We start from the raw sequence: 16,883 nt of genomic DNA, 5'->3' as shown, positions 1-16,883 counted from the left end.
GGAACGGCGTGCCGAGTCCTGCAATCATCGATCGAGTGGACGTCGTCTCGCTTCTCATCGGGCTCGCCGTCGGGCTGCTCATCGGGTTCCTGGTCGCCAGGACGCGGGCGGCGGTGCGGGTGGCCGAGGCGGACGCGCGAGCCAAGAGCGCCGCGGAAAAGCTCGTCTACGTCGAAGAGCAGCTGGCCGAGCGATTCCAGGCGCTGTCCACGCGTGCGCTCGACGTCAACAACATCCGCTTCCTGGAGCTGGCCGAGACCAGGCTGGCGGCCAGCCGCGCCGAGGCCGCGGGCGAGCTGGAGCAGCGCAAGCAGGCGGTCGAGCACCTGGTCGAGCCGCTGAAGGACGCGCTGGCGCGGGTCGAGTCGCAGCTGCGGGACACCGAGTCGGGTCAGCGCGCGGCACGGGCCGAGCTGGCCAAGGAGATGGAGTTCGTACGCCAGAGCAACGAGCAGCTGCGCTCCCAGACCAACGCCCTCGTCAGGGCGTTGCAGCGGCCGGAGGCGCGCGGCCGGTGGGGAGAGCTGCAGCTGCGCAGAGTCGCCGAGATCGCCGGCATGCAGCGTCACTGCGACTTCGACGAGCAGGTCACGGAGGGCTCCATGCGGCCCGACATGGTCGTGCGGCTCGCGGGCGGCAAGAACATCGTGGTGGACTCCAAGGTCTCGCTGGCGGCCTATCTGGAGGCCGCTGAGGCGTCGGACGAGTCGCTGGCCACGGTCCGGCTCGACGCCCACGCCAGGCACGTGCGCGAGCACGTCGACCGGCTGGCCGCCAAGGCCTACTGGCAGGCGTTCAATCCGTCGCCGGAGTTCGTGGTGTTGTTCATCCCCGGCGAGGCGTTCCTGGCGCCGGCGCTCGAACGCGACCCCACACTGCTGGAGTACGCCATGGCGCGGCGCGTCCACATCGCCACGCCCACGACGCTGATCACGATGCTGCGCACCGCCCACTACGCCTGGCAGCAGGCCGCGCTGAGCGAAAACGCGCGAGCCGTGTTCGAACTGGGCAAGGAGCTGTACGAGCGGCTCTCGTCGCTGGGCAGGAACGTCGATGCGCTGGGCAAGGCGTTGACCCGGGCCGTGGAGGCCTACAACAAGTCGGTCGGATCGCTCGAAGGCCGCGTCCTGGTCACCGCGCGCAAGCTACACGATCTGGGCGTCGTGGACGGCGAGCTCGACCCTCCCGAGATGCTCGACGGGCTGCCGAGACCCCTGTCATCCCCCGAACTACTCGAAACGTCGCCTCTGCTTTCCAGCTCGAACGGTAAGTTGGCTCACGGGTCGCAGTAAACGGGGCCAAGGGAATGGGGGCGGTCCAGTGGGGGAGAAAGGCAGGCGTTCGGCTGTCAGGTTGACCGCTCGCGGCGCCATCGCGCTCGCCTTGGTCGCCACCCTGGCGGGCTACATCGTGGCGGCGCTGATCGATGTCCAGGAGGTGGTGGGCGCGGCCTTCGTCCTGGCCAGCCTGCTGGGGGTGCTCCTGGTCAACCGACGTGAGCTGTTGTCGCTGGTGGTGACGCCGCCGCTGGTGTTCTTCTGCGCGACGCTGTTCGTGGAGCTGGGGCGGGCATTCGGCTCGGTGTCGATCGTGCAGTCGCTGGCGCTCGGCCTCTACACCTCGATGACGCGGGGCGCGCCGTGGTTGTTCGCCGGGTCGGCCATCGTGCTGGGCGTGGCCTGGCGGCGTGGGCTGCGGGACAACGTACGCGACCTGCGGGCGGAGCTGAAAGCGGGCGCGGAGGTGCCGCGCCCGCGCCAGCCGTTCGTGCCCGAGCCCGAGGGATATTTCGAGCCCAAGGTCTACGGGACGCCACGCGGCGACGATTAGCGGCCGCGTGGCGTGGACGGCGAGGACTACGAGAGGATCCTGAGGTCCTTGCGCAGCTCGTGCGGCAGGGCGAAGCGCATGCTCTCCTGCACCGGCTCGACCTCGGTCACGTCGCCGAACCCGTGCTCGGCCAGGTGCGCGAGCACCTCCTCGACCAGCTCTTCAGGGACCGAGGCGCCGCTGGTCACGCCGACCGTGGTGACGCCCTCCAGCCACTCGTCGCGGATGAACCTCGCGTTGTCGACCAGGTAGGAGGCGTCGGCGCCGTAGTCCTTGGCCACCTCGACCAGGCGCTTGGAGTTGGAGGAGTTTTCCGAGCCGACCACGATCACCAGTTGCGCCTCGGCGGCGATCTCCTTGACCGCGATCTGCCGGTTCTGGGTGGCGTAGCAGATGTCGTCGCTCGGCGGGTCGAGGAGATTGGGGAAACGTTGCTTGAGCTTGGAGACGGTCTCGGTGGTCTCGTCGACCGACAGCGTGGTCTGCGACAACCAGATCAGCTTGCTTGGGTCCTTCACCTGCACCCGGTCGACCGAGTCGAGGCCGTCGACGAGCTGGATGTGCTCGGGGGCCTCTCCGGCGGTGCCCTCGACCTCCTCGTGCCCCTCGTGTCCGATCAGCAGGATCTCGTAGTCCTGTCCCGCGAACCTCTTCGCCTCGTTGTGCACCTTGGTGACCAGCGGGCAGGTGGCGTCGATGGTGCGCAGATTGCGCTGCTTCGCCTCGGCGTGCACGGCCGGCGAGACGCCGTGGGCGGAGAACACCACGATCGCGCCCTCGGGGACCTCCTCGGTCTCCTCGACGAAGATGGCGCCCCTTGCCTCGAGCGTCTTGACGACGTGGGTGTTGTGGACGATCTGCTTGCGTACGTAGATCGGAGCGCCGTACTGCTCCAGAGCCTTCTCGACCGCTACCACGGCTCGATCGACTCCGGCACAGTAGCCCCGTGGCTTGGCTACAAGGACTCGGCGGGAAGTGAGGGTCTGGGGCTCCATACTTTCTATGCTACGTGGAGCGGCCATCAGGCCCGCGCGTGCGTGGTCGCCCGCGGTTTGCCAGACTGGCCGTCCCATACAGACCTCCCAGGGAGACGTCATGTCCCTTAGCGACGTGATACGCAAGATCACCAAGACCGTCACCAATAAGGACGAGCTGAAGGAGAAGGCCAAGGACTTTCCGCTCATGGTCATCCAGTCCACGCTCAGCGCCGCCGGGCAGGCGCTGCTGCTGGTGGACCGGGTGAAAAACTCCATCAAGGGCCTTGGCGCCAAGGAGGAGCGCGAGGAGGAGCAAGTCTCCCGTCCTTCCGCCGCCGACCAGGTGGCCGTGCCCCCGGCCGAGGACAAGCCGGTCAGAAAGGAGCCGGTCATCTTCGCGCCGCGGCCGGGCGCCGCCGAGCCGAACGGCGTCGCCAAGACCAAGCCGGAGCCGGTCATCTTCGCGCCGGCGGGCAAGGAGGAGGCGGTCGCCACCGCCGAGCCCGAGGCCCCCGCCGCCGAGCCCGCCGCCAAGACGGAGACTGTGACCGAGCCCGAGACGGCGCCGAAGCCGGCTGCCAAGACGAAGGCGACTCCCAAGTCCGCCGCTAAGGCGGAGACGAGCCCCAAGCCCGCCGCCGAGACGGAGGCGACGCCGAAGCCCGCCGCCGAAGCGAAGGTCGTGGACGAGCCCGCTCCCGCCGCGGAGCCGAAGGCGGCGCCCGCCGCTCCCAAGGCCGTGGCCGAGCCTGCCGTCGAGGAGCCCGCCGCCCCCAAGGCCGTCGCCGAGCCTGCGGTCGCGGAAGCGCCCGTTGCCGCGCCTGAGCAGGTCGCCAAGCCGGCCGAGCCGCTGCCCGGCTACGACGAGATGACCGTGGCCTCCCTGCGCGCCAGGATGCGCGGCAAGACCGCCGAGCAGATCAGCGACTTCCTGGCCTACGAGCAGGCCACGCAGGGCCGGCCCGAGGTCGTGCGGATGTTCGAGAACCGCCTGGCCAAGCTGCAGGCCGGAGAGTAGTCAGAGCGAGCCCGTAGTCTTCCGCCATGACCGAGAAGACCTCGCCCGAGTCCCCGCTCCCCATCCGCACAGTCCTGCAGATGGTGGGCGGCTGGATCGCCAGGCTCGGCACGGTCTGGGTCGAGGGGCAGATCACCGATCTGAGCGCCCGCGGCGGCACGGTGTTCCTGACCCTGCGCGACCCGGTCGCCAACGTGTCCGCCAGGGTCACCGCTCCGCGTGGCGTCTACGAGGCGGCCGTGCCGCGACCGGCCGACGGCGCCAGGGTCGTCATGCAGGTGAAGCCGGACTTCTGGGTCAACAAAGGCTCGTTCGCCTTCACCGCGTTGGAGATCCGCCCGGTCGGCGTGGGCGAGCTGCTGGCCAGGCTGGAGCGGCTCAGGCAGTTGCTGGCCGCCGAAGGGCTCTTCGGCGCCGAGAGGAAGCGGCGGCTGCCGTTCCTGCCGGGCACGATCGGGCTCATCTGCGGCCGCGACTCCGCGGCCGAGCGCGACGTGCTGGAAAACTCCCGCCGGCGCTGGCCCGCCGTGCGGTTCAAGGTCGAGGAAGTGGCCGTCCAGGGGCCCTACGCGGTGGGCGAGGTGACCGAGGCGCTCCGCAAGCTGGACGTGGACGCCGACGTCGACGTGATCGTCGTCGCCCGCGGCGGCGGCTCTTTGGAGGACCTCCTGCCGTTCTCCGATGAGACGCTCGTCCGCGCGGTGGCCGCCTGCCGCACGCCCGTCGTGAGCGCGATCGGGCACGAGCAGGACAGCCCGCTGCTCGACCTGGTGGCGGACGTGCGCGCGTCCACCCCCACCGACGCCGCCAAGAAGGTCGTGCCCGACGTCGGCGAGCAGCTGACGCTGGTGCGCCAGCTGCGCGACCGGGGCCGCAGGGTGGTGAGCGGCTGGCTCGACCGCGAGATGTCCTGGCTGACGTCCGTACGCTCGCGGCCCTCGCTGGCCGACCCCGTACGCGAGCTCGAGCGCAGGGCCGAGCAGGTCGAGTCCCTGCGTGACCGGGCCAGGCGCTCGTTGTCCGGCTCGCTCGACCGGGCCGCCGACGACCTGGTCCATCTGCGGGCCCGCCTGGTCGCGCTGTCCCCGGCGGCCACGCTGGAGCGGGGATACGCCATCGTCCAGCACCCGTCGGGCGAGGTGGTGCGTCTGGCCAAGGACGTGGCGCCCGGCTCACCGCTGACGATCCGCCTGTCCGACGACAGACTGAGCGTTCGGGTGGAAGACGAGGGCGTGTAGCGGCCTTGCCTCATGACCTGAGCACACGCCCTGGGCGATGACCTGAGCACACGCCCTGGGCGATGACCTGAGCACACGCCCTGGGCGATGACCTGAGCAAGCGCCCTGGGCGATGACCTGGGCGGGCGCCCCTAAGCGCGGGTGACGGCGGCGGCGAGTGCCGTCAGGCCGGACTTGATCTCGTCGATGCTCATGCCGCGCTCCTCGGTCTGCAGGGCGATCAGGCGGGCGTTGATCGGCGCGAGCAGCGCGTCGGCCAGGAACGGCGCGTCGGCGTGCGGACAGGCCTCGGTGAGCAGCGTGGCCAGGTGGATGTGGTGCACCCGGTAGGGCCCGCTGAACCCGCCACTCTTGCCGCCCTGCTCCAGCAGGAGGAACAGCTCCTGCTGCGCCACGATGCGCTCGACGAGCGCGTGCAGGAACGCCGTGATCCGCTCACCGGCCGGGGCGCCGGGCCCGAGCGGCGGGGGGCCGGCGAAGAAGGCCGACTGGAACCGTCGTTCCCGCTCGTCGAGTAGCGCGTAGACCAGCCCGCTCCGGTCGCCGAAGCGCCGGTAGACGGTGCCCACGCCGACACCGGCCACGCGGGCTACTTCGTCGAGCGACAGGTCGGCGGCGCCGCGTTCGGCGACCATCCGGGCCGCCACGTCGATGATCTTCTGACGGTTGCGCGCGGCGTCGGCCCGCTCCGGCTGGGGCTGCCCGACCAGGGGCAACGATCGACGTTCGCACACGGGTGGAGCATACCGCTTGTAACCGGAGAGTTCTCCGATTAGTCTCCCAAGCGGAGATCTCTCCGATTATTGAGGAGCTGAGGATGCCGAACGAGTTCAACCAGCAGATCATCGACGAGTTCCGGGCCAACGAAGGCCGCGTCGGCGGCATGTTCGAAGGCGCACCGCTCGTGCTGCTCACCACCACGGGAGCCAGGAGCGGCAAGCCGGCCACCACCCCGGTGATGTATCTCGAGGACGGCGATCGTTACGTCGTCATCGCGTCCAATGCCGGCGCGGACAACCATCCCGCCTGGTACCACAACTTGCGGGCCACGCCCTCGGCCGCCGTGGAGATCGGAACGGAGACGTTCGAGGCCAAGGCCGTCTTCATCGAGGGAGAGGAGCGCGACCAGCTCTACGCCAGGATGGTGGCGCAGGCGCCGGGTTTCGCCGAGTATGAGGCCAAGACCAGCCGCCGCATCCCCGTAGTGGCCCTGCTGCCCCAGGCCGCCTGAACGTCCCTCGACGTCAGAGCCGCCCTCAGAAAGGCGTGTCGCCGGGGTGGCGTCCCCGGGAGGGCGCATCGTCGGGTGTGGCGCGCTTGGGAGGGTGCGCCGTTGGGTGTGGCGCGATCGGGAGGGTGCGCCGTTGGGTGTGGCGCGATCGGGAGGGCGCGCCGTCGAGCGTGGCGTGATCAGAGGGCCAGGTCGTCGGGCGTGGCGCGATTGGCGGGCCAGGGCGTCGGGGGTGGCGCTCAGAAAGGTGTGTCGTCGGCGCCCGAGGTGGGCTCCGAGCGGCGGGCCATGGCGGCGGCCAGCTTGACCCTGGCCCCCTGGAGCCACTCCTCACAGACCGCCGCGAGCTTCTCCCCGCGCTCCCAAAGCTCGATCGACTGCTCCAGCGTGAGCCCGCCCGTCTCCAGGCGGCGCACCACCTCGGTCAACTCCTCGCGGGCCTGCTCGTATGAGGGCGTCTTCTCGTCTGCTGCCACGGTCACCACCCTAGACGGGCCGGCCGACATCCGCCGCGCAGCGTCAATCCACTCACTTTGAGTGTTCATTCGCTACGCTAAGTCGCCGTCGATGGATGGCGACGATTGCCGGCTGTGGCGTCTGACTTCCAGGAGAGCGCGATGTCTGATCCCGGGACAAATGATGGCGTCAACCACTTTGGGCCCCTGCGCGTCGAATCGTCACGGCGTTCACGCTGACTCGGGAGGCCCTTCATGATCCGTCGCATCATCCGGAAACGACGTCCTGCGCCCACGCTGGCGGGCATCAGCCTCGAGGAGGAGCTCGCCTTGATCAGGGTCGAGCTCATGTATGGCCTGCGCGTCAACCGGGAGGCCTACCTGCGCAGGAAGGTCGACGAGCGCAACGAGATGGCCGGCCGCATGCGCGAGAGCAACACCGCCGACATGCTGGCCGACCTGCGCGGTTCACTCGAGCGGTCGGTACGCCCTACGGTGGTGGACCTCCAGAGCCGGACGACGGTCGTGGACCTGCAGAGCAGGCGGCAGGGACGGTCCACCCAGGACCCGGAGCCCGCCTGACGCCCCCCTCCGCTCGCGTCCCATGCCGAATGCGCAAGGCGTGAGAGTCCATGCCTATTTTGGTCAGGAATCCATGGCTGCCTGGCTAGGCGATTTAGGCGTCTGGCCTGGTCGAAAGCCGATTCAACCGGGAAGTGACAGGAATCGGCACTGGAGCCTGTCATCCTGTCCCGGTTTGCCGTGAGGGCTGTCATGCCTGCAGCATGGGCGTGGCTTTCCTGGAAGAATGGCGGAGACCGGATAGGGTGACTACTTCACCGCGGATGATGGGGATCGGCAACGGACGACACCGCGCCAGCCGGGGGGATCGGCGCGAGCGGAGGCGTGATGGCTCGTAGGTCTACCGTCCAGCACGATCCTCGGATCGCTGACGGGCCCGGGCTTTCCGCAACCCTGGACACCGCTGACTTCGACGCGCCGCCACCCCGTCGGCCGCGCCGTGGCGGCTGGTCCGGTGGCGGCGGGCGGTGGCTGGTGTGGACCGGCCGCATCATTCTCTGGGCGCTTATCGTGGTTATCGTGGTGAATGGGATCCGTGCCCCATTTGAGCGGTTTACCCAGCAAGAAGCAACAACGTCCAATGGTGCCGTGGTGGCGAACAACGGATTCCCGGTGGACCGCGGCATGGCTTTCGCCGCCCAGTTCGCCGGGGTCTATCTCAATTTCAGCCCTGAAGACGACGCCAGCAGGTCACGCAAGCTGGCGGCGTTCCTGCCTGACGCCTCGGATCCGCGCATGGGCTGGGACGGCGTGGGCAAGCTGGCGGCCGTCGCCATCCAGCCGTACGACATCGAGACGGCCGACGCCCACAACGCGGTGGTCAGCGTGGCCTTCCAGTCCGGCGCGCGCAGGCTGATGTTGTCGGTCCCGATCTACTACTCCGGCGACGACGAGGCCAAGAGGTTCGTCGTCTCGGGCCGCCCGGCCATCCTGCCCGCCCCTGCTCCGGCCGAGCTGCCCCAGGTGGCGCCGCCGGAGACCGACGACGCGGCCGCCGCCGAGCTCAAACCGCAATTGGAGGGCTTCTTCAAGGACTACGCGTCCGGCGACGCCGCCGGGCTGCAGCGCTACGTGGCCGCCGGCAAGACCCTGCCGAGCTTCGGTGGCGCCTTCACCTTCGCAGAGCTCAAGAAAGTCGTGGTGCCTGTGGGGGGTGCCACTCGAGAGATCCAGGCGGTCGTCGTGTGGGTCGTGCCGAACGGCGAGGCCCAGGCCACCCCCAACACCACCGACCCCGCTGCGGTCGGCGCGCGCTTGGAGCAGGCCTACCGGCTTACCGTCGAGAAGCAGGGCGACAAGTGGTTCGTCGCCGACATCCGCGGCGCCGGCCGGGTCGTTGACTAGAGGCTCGGCCGCGCTGCCGATCGGTACCCCCCGGGAGGACGAGAAGTGACCTTGAAGACCGTAATGCTCACTTTGATCGAAATGTCGCCGACGCCCACGTCGACCGGCATCGACACCGGAGGGCTCGCCGACTTCCTGCGCGCGTTCTTCGCTCCGCTGTTCCTCGTCGTCGTCTCCGTGGTGGCGCTCTTCTTCCTCTTCACCCGCGAGATCACACGATTCGTGCAGTTCCTGATCCTGGCCGTGGCCATCGGAGTGATCTTCTACGTTCCCAACATCATCGAGGTGACGGCGAAGGCAATCGCGGGCGCACTGGGCATCAGATAAGGGGTTGAGACCGTCCGTCGGCGGTCATACACGAGCGGGTGGAGAGGAGGACCGGGTGGACCTGCCCACGTATACGAACATCTGGCGGATAGAGAAGCGGCTCTACAAGCTGTACGACCTACGGCTGCCGATGCCGCTGCCTATCGTTTGGATCGGCGTCTTCGTCGGCGTGTTCATCCCGTGGTCCCTCCTGCTGATCCTGGTGGGCGTGCCGGTCGCGATGCCGTGGCACGTGCTGTTCCTGGTGCCGCCGGGGATCGTGACGTGGCTGTCGACCCGCCCTGTCATCGAGGGCAAGCGGCTCACCGAGCTCCTCGAGTCCCACCTCCGCTACCTGGGCGAGCCGAAGGCCTGGTGCCGCCTCGCGCCCATGGGCGAACCCGAGACGGTCACCTTCTCCGCGCGCGTGTGGCGCATCGCCCCCGCGCGGGCCAAGTCCAAGCGGCCGGGCAAGAGCCGTCAACCGCGGCGCAGACGCGAGGGCCAGCGGATCGCCGGACCCCGCCAGGTGCGCCCCGCCGTCGCGGCCGCTGCCGCCGCGGCAGGCCAGGCTCCGGTCGCCGAGCCCGCTGCCACAGGCACCGGCTGGGGCGCCCGCCGCGGTGCCGCAGCGCCCGCCCTCAAGGCTCAGGCACGCCAGCCGGCTCCCGGTACGGCATCGCCGCCGCCCCGGCTCGAGCGCGAGTCCGCAGGCCAGAGAGACATCCGAAAGACGGACACCGGCCGGGATGCCGACCGGACGGACACCGGCAGTGACCGCGGCAGGACGGACACCGGCAGGGACCTCGACAGGAAAGACAGCGGTCGCAGGGCCGGCGCGAAGGGGACGAGCGGCTGGCGCCTGTCCACCCGGGAGGGCGCGATCAGGGAGGCCGCGACCCAGCAGGCCGCGCTCCGTGAGGCCGCGCTCCGTGAGATGGCGACGCGTGAGGTGGCGACGCGTGAGGCGGCGACCTCCGAGGTGGCGGCGCGCGACGCGGCGACGCGTGAGGCGGCGACGCGTGAGGCGGCGACCTCCGAGGTGGCGACGCGCGACGCGGCGACCCGTGAGGCGGCGACCCGTGAGGCGGCGACCCGTGAGGCGGCGACCCGTGAGGCGGCGATCCGTGAGGTGGCGACCCGTGAGGCGGCGGCGCGCGAGGCGGCGACATGTGAGGCGGCGGCGCGCGACGTGGTGCGTCGTGAGATCGCCGGCGAGGAGACCTCCGGCCGCGAGACCGTGTGCCCGGCGACCGGGGCTCCCGAGACCGCTGCTCATGCGGGCACGCCGGCTGCGGAGGATGCGGCCACGAGCTCTGTGGCCGAAGTCGGTGCGGTCACTGGTGCTGAGCCTGTGGACGATGTGGCCACGGCTCTTGAGACCGATGACCAGGAGGGCGCGAGCAGCGGGACCCGTTCTCATGAGGACGCCGGGCGGGAAAGCGGGACGGCGCAGAGTGGCAAGCCCGCCGCCGGCAAGCCGATCGACACCGAAGCCCTGCGGCGGCTGAGGAGACTCGCGGCCAGCGCCGATGCGCCGGCCGATGCACCGGCCGATGCACCGGCCGACACGGCGGCCGGCCGTAGGAAGACGGCCGGTCGGGGCGAGGGCGGGCGGCGCGAGGACGAGGTCGCCCGAGACCAGCACAGGAAGGGACAGCCGCCCAGGCTGGGACCGGCGCTGGTGCTGTCGGGCACCCAACGGGTCTGGCCGCCGCTCAACCCGAACGCCAAGCCCTTGCCCCGTCCCGGCGCCTCCAGCGCGCCGGCTGCGGCGGGCGACGCGCCGTCCGAGGGTGCCGAAAGGCGCCGGCCAGGCGTGCCCGCCGACGCACCGGGCGGCCCGTCGGCATCGACCGGGGCAGGCGACCGGCCCAGGCTGACGCCGGTCCCGTCGGATAGCCGCGCCACGGCGGGGGAGACCGCGGCAGGCGATCGGACGGCGGGCCAGGAGCAGGCAGCGCACGGGCAGCCTGCGTCGGCGGGCGAGCAGGCTGCGGTCACGCACGACGCGATCGGTGGCCGGGCCAGGGGCGGGGCCGGGGCGGTCGATGGGCTGGTGGGGCCGGTGCCCAGGCCCGGCGAGACGCGGGTGCGCAGGGTCGAGTCCGTGATCGGGCGCGACTCCGGCGGCTGGCGGCGGATCGCTCAAGTGGTCGTCGGCGGCAACAACGTACGGACCGACGGGTCCGAGATCGACGAGGCCAGGGCCAGGGCCGTGTTCAGCGGCAGCCGCAGGATCGTCGTCCTGGGCTGCACCGGCGGCGCCGGGCAGAGCACCACGGCCCTCATGCTCGGCCACACCTTCGCCACCTACCGCGACGACAGGATCGTGGCCGTCGACGCCAACACCGGCGGCACCACCCTGACCAGCAGGATCCAACCGGAAACCCCGGAAACTCTTACTTCGCTGCTGTCCGGGCTGGACCGGGTCAGCGGTTATCTCACGATGCGCGGATACACCACGCGGACGGCCTCCGGGCTCGAAGTGATCAGCGCGGACACCGACGCGGGCGCCGAGCAGCGCCTCGCGGATCGGTCCTTCTTCTCCGACCACCGGCTGGGCGAGTCCATGCGCCTGCTGGAGCGCCACTACAAGCTGGCCGTGATCGATCCGGCCGCCGCGCTGGCGGCCCGGCTCCTGCCGTACGCGGACCAGCTCGTTCTGGTGGTCCCGGCGAGCGAGGAGGCGCCGGAGGCGGTGGGGATGACGTACGAGTGGCTCGACGGGCACGGCTGCGCGGAGCTGCGCAGGCGTGCGGTCATGGTGGTCAACGGCGTGAGCAGGCGTTCGATGGCCGACGTCGAGCAGGCGGAGTCGGTGGCCAGAGGCAGGTGCCGGGCCATCGTCAGGGTCCCCTGGGAGGACGATCTGGCGCCAGGCGGGGCCGAGATCGTCGATCCCGGGCAGTTGCGCGCGGCCGGGCGGCGGGCCTATCTCGCCCTCGCCGGTGTGGTGGTCGCGGGCTTCGCGGCACAGACCGTACGACCGAGCGAAGAGGAGTTGGCGAGTGACCCCCCGGGCACGAGAATCGGTGAGCGTTAAGTGAACAAGCGAGCAGGCCTGGCCCGTTCATGCGCTGAGGGGGCGGCATGAGCAGGGCGTCCCGAGCGCACCAGCGCCTCGCGGTCCGCTACTTCGACGACCGCATCCTGCTCACAGACACCTGCGCGTGGGCGTACTTCCGCCTCCCGACGGTCAGCTACGAGTTCGTCACGCCCGAGGAGCGTGAGGCGCTGGCCACCAACATCACGATCGCGCTGGCCGCGATCAGGATGCCCGACGCCGAGGTCCACCTGAGGGTCGCGCACCGCACGTACCCTGCGGCGGAGTGGGCCATGGCGCTCAACGCCACGTCCGACGAGGGGCCTGGCTGGCGCGACTACCTGGAGGAGATGTACCGGCACGTCTGGGCCAAGGACTTCTGGAGCAAAGAGGTCTATCTCGGCGTGCGGCTGGGCCCCCGGGGCAAGCAGCTCGGCAGCGGCGTGCTGGCCCAGCTGCTCGGCTTCTACCAGAAGACCGAGAAGGCGCTCGGCATGGATGACGACCACGTACCCGACAGCGAGGTAGGGCGGTGGACCGAACAGGCCGAACGCCTGGGCCGAGCGCTCGCCTCGAGCGCTCTCTACGCCCGGCACGCCACCTCCGTCGAGGTGGCGTGGTTGTTCCAGCACGCGGCCGCGGGCGCGCTCGGCGACCCGCCGCCGTCGGCCAGCCCGCGGCGGCGCTGGGGCAAGGGCGAGATCGAGTCGCTGGTCGAGGGCGAGATCCACAACGGCAGGTCGCTGCTGCGGATCGTGCAGCCGCAGGGCGACTCGTACGTGGCCAACCTGTCGTTCGCCCGCTTCCCGGACCTGATGCCGTTCCCCGACGGCGAGCCGTGGCTGCACTTCGCCGACCAGCTGCCGTTCCCGGTGGAGGTCTCGTCGCGGATGCGGCTGATCCCGCCGGTCAAGGCGTCGAAGGACGTGGCGCGTAAGCTCGCGCACGCCCGCGACATGGACCACCACATCCGCGAGGCCGGCGCGGAGGCGCCGCTGGCGCTGGCCGAGCAGATCGACGCGGCCCGCATGCTGGAGCACGGCATCACGAAGGAGCGGCTGCCCTTCGTGTACGGCTGGCACCGCCTGATCGTGTCGGCCCCGACCGAGGAGATCTGCGTGCAGCGGGTCGAGGCGGTTGTCGAGCACTACCGCGACATGGGCATCGACGTGGTCGCCTCGACAGGCGACCAATTCTCGCTGTTCTGCGAGGCGCTGCCGGGCGAGAGAGTACGCGTCAACGCCTACGCCCAGCGCCAGCCGCTGCGGACGATCGCCGGCGGCATGGCCACTGCCACCGTGGACCTCGGGGACCGGCTGGATGAGGGCAACGAGGGCTGGCTCGGCCCGTACATCGGCGAGACCGTCGGCCGCGCCCGCAGCATCGTGCACTTCGACCCGCTGGTGGCGGCCACCCGCAACCGGCCGACCGCCATCGCGATCACCGGCGAGCCGGGCGGCGGCAAGACCACGCTCGCCCTGCTGATGATCTACCAGATGGCGCTGCGCGGCGTGACGGTCGCGGTGATCGACCCGAAGGGCGACGCCGAGTCCCTTGTGCGGCTGCTGGAGAAGCGGGGCCGCAAGGCCAGGATCATCCCGCTCGGCTCGGCGGCGCCCGGCCTGCTCGACCCGTTCTCGTTCGGCGACGACATCGCGGCGAAGAAGACCATGGCCACCGAGACGCTGCGGCTGCTGCTGCCGCGCATGTCGGAGGAGCGCGAGTCGGCGATGATCCAGGCGGTGGCCGCGGTCTCCAACGCGCCCGATCCGTCGCTCGGCAAGGTCGTGGACCACCTGGAGCAGGCCGAGGACCCGGCGTCGAAGAACCTGGGCGCGGTGCTCCGCTCGATGTCGGAGATGCACCTGGCCAGGCTCTGCTTCGACCCCTCGGGCGGCGACCAGATCGACAGCGAGGGGTGGACGACCGTGTTCACGCTGGGCGGGCTGACGCTGCCCGACGTGGCGACGACCAGGGAGGACTACTCCTACGAGCAGCGGTTGTCGGTGGCCCTGCTCTACCTGGTGTCCCAGTTCGCGCGCCGGCTCATGAACGGGCTCGACCGGCGCACCCCGAAGGCGATCTTCCTGGACGAGGCGTGGGCGATCACCTCGACTCCCGAGGGCGCCAAGCTGGTGCCCGAGGTGAGCCGGATGGGCCGCTCCCGCAACACCGCGCTGGTTCTCGTCTCCCAGAACGCGGGAGACCTGCTGAACGAGCAGGTGACCAACTGTCTGTCGTCCGTCTTCGCGTTCCGGTCCACCGAACGGGTGGAGGTGGACCACGTGATGTCCCTGCTGGGGGTGGAGTCGTCGGAAGAGCACAAGGCCGTGCTGCGCTCACTCGGCAACGGCGAATGCGTATTCCGCGATCTGGATGGCAGAGCGGGCCGGATCGGAGTAGACCTGATCTCCGAGGAACTTCTCCGCTGGCTCGACACGAACCCGACACACGACAAACCCGACGGCACCGGGCATGATGATCTTCAAGGGGGCGTGGGCAGGGCGCAGGAGGTACGGTCATGAAGATCCGGCTATCCCGACGAATCGCGCTGGCTCTCGCGCTGGTCACCGGCATCATCGTGGTGCCGCTGGTCATCGGAGGCATGTCCGCGCCGGCCGCGGCGGCGCCCTGTGACCTGTCGGGCCCGCTCACCCCTGAGGTGGTGGGCGGCGGCACTGACGGCCTGATTCAGCCGCCGATCCCGGCTACCGGGGCGCCCACCACCAACTACGGCCAGTTCGGCATGAGCGGCCAGTTCTGGCACACGCACGAGCTGGGCTGCTCCGAGTACGTCGCCGTGCTCGGCAACATGTGGGCCAACGGCATCTTCACCGCGGCCAAGGCCATCGACCGGCTGACGATCACGACGTACCAGGCGGCGGCGACCGAAGGACCGCTCCAGGCGATCAAGGACGTCGTCGACGACATCGTCACGAGGCTCGCCGACGCCATGTACTGGGACTTCCTCCAGCCGGTCGTGATCCTCGGCGCGATCTGGCTGGCCTGGTACGGACTGATTCGCAAGCGCGCCACCACGACCACCGAGGGCGTGATCTGGATGGTGCTGGCGGTCACCGTGGCGGTCTGGTTCTTCAGCCGTCCCGCCGATTTCACCGGCTTGGGCAAGGTCGTCACCGACAAGACCGGCGAGGTCGTCAACTCGGCCTTCTCCGGCCTGCCCGGTGCGGGCGGCGCCTCCTGCCTACCCCCTCCCGGCACGGCCACGCCGGAGGTGAAGCCCGGCGGGTACGGCCAGATCGGCACGGCAGGCGTCGACCAGAACGCCGACGCGCTATGGTCCACGCTGGTCTGCAAGCCGTGGCTGGTGGGCCTGTTCGGCACCGCCGACCCGCAGCAGCCCATCGTGCGCGACTGGGGCCGCAAGGTGCTGGAGATGCAGTCGATCCCGCCGGCCGTGGCCGGCCAACCGGCCCCTGACGTGGGGGCCCGCCAGCAGGACTACGCCTCGCTGGCCGACAAGCTCAGGAACGACCCCCGCTACACGGTCTTCTCCGGCCGCGACTGGTCCAACCGGCTCGGCGTGGCGGTCGGCGCGTTCATCGCCGCCATCGTGGCCGGCCTGCTCATCTTCCTGGTGGCGGTCTCGCTGCTGGTGCTGAAGGTCGGCTTCCTGCTGCTGCTGATCCTGGGACCGATATTCCTGCTGATCGGCGTGCATCCGGGCAGCGGCCGCATCGTCGCGCTGCGCTGGGTGGAGATGCTCATCGGCACCCTGCTCAGACAGGCCGTGCTGACGATCGTGCTGAGCGTGCTCGTGTACGGGTACGCCCTGATCATCTCCACGGCCATGCCATGGGGCATGCAGGTGTTGTTCATGGCCCTGCTGACGATCGCGGTGTTCTTCTACCGGCGCCCGTTCCAGCACCTGTTCGCATCGATCAACGGGCACACGGTCGCCACCCGCATGCTGGGCGAGGCCGCGAGTTCGTCCGTGCTCGAACGGTCGGCGGGCGCGCTGCCGCCGGTCGCGTCGGCCAGGATCGGCCGGTGGGGGCTGCGCAAGGCCGAGCCCCTCATCAGGGCGGCGACCGCGGCCAACCCGGCCGGAGCGGCGGCCGCGACCGCCGCGGCGACAGGACAGGCCCGGGTACGCGGCGAGGAAGGCGAAGGAGCCGCGTCGGGCACCAGGATCCCGGCCACGGCGGCCCCGCTCGACACCGACCAGCAGGGCGGCAAGGCAGGCAACCGGGCGGCTCCGGAGCCGCGCAGGGGCACTGCGCCGCCACTCAACCTGGGCGGGCGCACCGGCGGTCCGGCCGTCGGGGGGCCCCGGGCGGGCGGCACGGGCGGCCCACGGGTAGGTGGCACCGGCGGCCCACGGGTGGGCGGGACCGGTGGCCCGCGGCTGGGCGGCACCGGCGGCGCTGCGTCGGGCGGCGGCTCGTCGTTGGCGGGCGGATCGTCCTCCGGCGGTGGCTCGTCATCGGGCGGCTGGTTCGGCAGCCGGTCGGGTGGCGGCTGGGCGTCACGCGGCGGCTCCACGGGCGGCTCTTCGGGCGGCTCTTCGGGCGGCTCGCGTACCGGCTCCACGCGCGGGTCGCGGTTCGGCGGCTCGGGAGGCTCGCGTTCGGGCGGCTCCCGGTCACGCGGGTCGGGAGGCGGCGGCCTGTTCGGCGGCTCGGGCGGCGGCGGCTCCCGCTCCGGCGGGGCCAGGCCGAGCGGTGGCGGCTCCAACGGCACCCCCAGGGCGGGCGGACCCCGCATCTTCGGCGGCTCCGACGAGCCTGCCCCGCGCGCGTCCGAGGCGCCGCCGCTGTGGCTGCGCAGCAGCCGTAACGGTGGCTCCGACGACCCGTCCGTGCCCTTCTGGCTCAAACCGAACAAGGACTGAA

The 16,883-nt window shown here is 70.7% G+C and carries 14 protein-coding genes; 11 read left to right on the top strand and 3 right to left on the bottom strand.

Annotated elements, in window-relative coordinates:
• The first annotated feature begins 35 nt into the window (after window positions 1-35).
• Together rmuC and Q9G87_RS35640 are read left to right on the top strand one after the other, a co-directional pair.
• The gene (rmuC, locus tag Q9G87_RS35645; protein ID WP_371825872.1) at window positions 36-1,292 is read left to right on the top strand and encodes a DNA recombination protein RmuC; all 1,257 of its coding nucleotides are present in this window, start codon (window positions 36-38) and stop codon (window positions 1,290-1,292) included.
• Window positions 1,293-1,353: 61 nt separating this feature from the next.
• A complete protein-coding gene (locus Q9G87_RS35640; RefSeq protein WP_305920966.1) occupies window positions 1,354-1,830 on the top strand; it encodes a DUF6542 domain-containing protein in 477 nt (158 codons plus the stop codon).
• 26 nt (window positions 1,831-1,856) lie between these two features.
• Here the strand turns inward: Q9G87_RS35640 and Q9G87_RS35635 are convergent, their stop codons facing one another.
• Window positions 1,857-2,825 (bottom strand): 4-hydroxy-3-methylbut-2-enyl diphosphate reductase, encoded by a 969-nt coding sequence (locus tag Q9G87_RS35635; RefSeq protein ID WP_305920965.1) that lies wholly within the window; start codon window positions 2,823-2,825, stop codon window positions 1,857-1,859.
• A gap of 100 nt (window positions 2,826-2,925) precedes the next feature.
• Here Q9G87_RS35635 and Q9G87_RS35630 point away from each other — a divergent pair, with 100 nt between their 5' ends.
• Both Q9G87_RS35630 and xseA read left to right on the top strand, forming a co-directional pair.
• Entirely contained in the window at window positions 2,926-3,825 is a 900-nt protein-coding gene (locus Q9G87_RS35630) for a hypothetical protein (protein ID WP_305920964.1), read from the top strand.
• 26 nt (window positions 3,826-3,851) lie between these two features.
• On the top strand, window positions 3,852-5,063 hold the full coding sequence (gene xseA / locus Q9G87_RS35625; RefSeq protein WP_305920963.1) for an exodeoxyribonuclease VII large subunit: 1,212 nt from the start codon (window positions 3,852-3,854) through the stop codon (window positions 5,061-5,063).
• Between the two features lie 131 nt (window positions 5,064-5,194).
• Here the strand turns inward: xseA and Q9G87_RS35620 are convergent, their stop codons facing one another.
• Window positions 5,195-5,797, bottom strand: coding sequence for a TetR/AcrR family transcriptional regulator (locus Q9G87_RS35620; protein WP_305920962.1), 603 nt, complete (start codon window positions 5,795-5,797; stop codon window positions 5,195-5,197).
• An 83-nt stretch (window positions 5,798-5,880) separates the two neighbouring features.
• Here Q9G87_RS35620 and Q9G87_RS35615 point away from each other — a divergent pair, with 83 nt between their 5' ends.
• Window positions 5,881-6,294 carry a nitroreductase family deazaflavin-dependent oxidoreductase gene (locus tag Q9G87_RS35615; protein ID WP_305920961.1) on the top strand — a complete coding sequence of 138 codons (414 nt, stop codon included), beginning with the start codon at window positions 5,881-5,883 and terminating at the stop codon, window positions 6,292-6,294.
• Window positions 6,295-6,533: 239 nt separating this feature from the next.
• Here the strand turns inward: Q9G87_RS35615 and Q9G87_RS35610 are convergent, their stop codons facing one another.
• Window positions 6,534-6,800 carry an exodeoxyribonuclease VII small subunit gene (locus Q9G87_RS35610; RefSeq protein WP_305920960.1) on the bottom strand — a complete coding sequence of 89 codons (267 nt, stop codon included), beginning with the start codon at window positions 6,798-6,800 and terminating at the stop codon, window positions 6,534-6,536.
• A 204-nt stretch (window positions 6,801-7,004) separates the two neighbouring features.
• On the opposite strand from Q9G87_RS35610, the gene Q9G87_RS35605 reads away from it, so the two are divergent.
• The 6 genes from Q9G87_RS35605 to Q9G87_RS35580 all read left to right on the top strand — a co-directional run bounded on the left by Q9G87_RS35605 (window position 7,005) and on the right by Q9G87_RS35580 (window position 16,882).
• Window positions 7,005-7,331 (top strand): hypothetical protein, encoded by a 327-nt coding sequence (locus Q9G87_RS35605; RefSeq protein WP_305920959.1) that lies wholly within the window; start codon window positions 7,005-7,007, stop codon window positions 7,329-7,331.
• Window positions 7,332-7,922: 591 nt separating this feature from the next.
• Complete coding sequence (locus Q9G87_RS35600) at window positions 7,923-8,675, top strand: conjugal transfer protein (RefSeq protein ID WP_305920958.1); 753 nt, start codon at window positions 7,923-7,925, stop codon at window positions 8,673-8,675.
• 63 nt (window positions 8,676-8,738) lie between these two features.
• Entirely contained in the window at window positions 8,739-9,002 is a 264-nt protein-coding gene (locus Q9G87_RS35595; RefSeq protein ID WP_138665184.1) for a hypothetical protein, read from the top strand.
• Window positions 9,003-9,057: 55 nt separating this feature from the next.
• Complete coding sequence (locus Q9G87_RS35590) at window positions 9,058-12,027, top strand: TcpE family conjugal transfer membrane protein (protein WP_305920957.1); 2,970 nt, start codon at window positions 9,058-9,060, stop codon at window positions 12,025-12,027.
• A gap of 47 nt (window positions 12,028-12,074) precedes the next feature.
• Window positions 12,075-14,552, top strand: coding sequence for an ATP-binding protein (locus Q9G87_RS35585; RefSeq protein WP_305920956.1), 2,478 nt, complete (start codon window positions 12,075-12,077; stop codon window positions 14,550-14,552).
• Window positions 14,549-16,882, top strand: coding sequence for a type IV secretion system protein (locus Q9G87_RS35580; protein ID WP_305920955.1), 2,334 nt, complete (start codon window positions 14,549-14,551; stop codon window positions 16,880-16,882). The genes Q9G87_RS35585 and Q9G87_RS35580 overlap by 4 nt, the downstream gene beginning before the upstream one ends.
• Window position 16,883: the final 1 nt, after the last annotated feature.

The sequence above is a fragment of the Nonomuraea turcica genome, assembly GCF_030718205.1.
Lineage (GTDB): Bacteria > Actinomycetota > Actinomycetes > Streptosporangiales > Streptosporangiaceae > Nonomuraea.
Note: the sequence above shows the minus strand (reverse complement) of the source record. Positions and strands in the feature narration are given on the sequence as shown.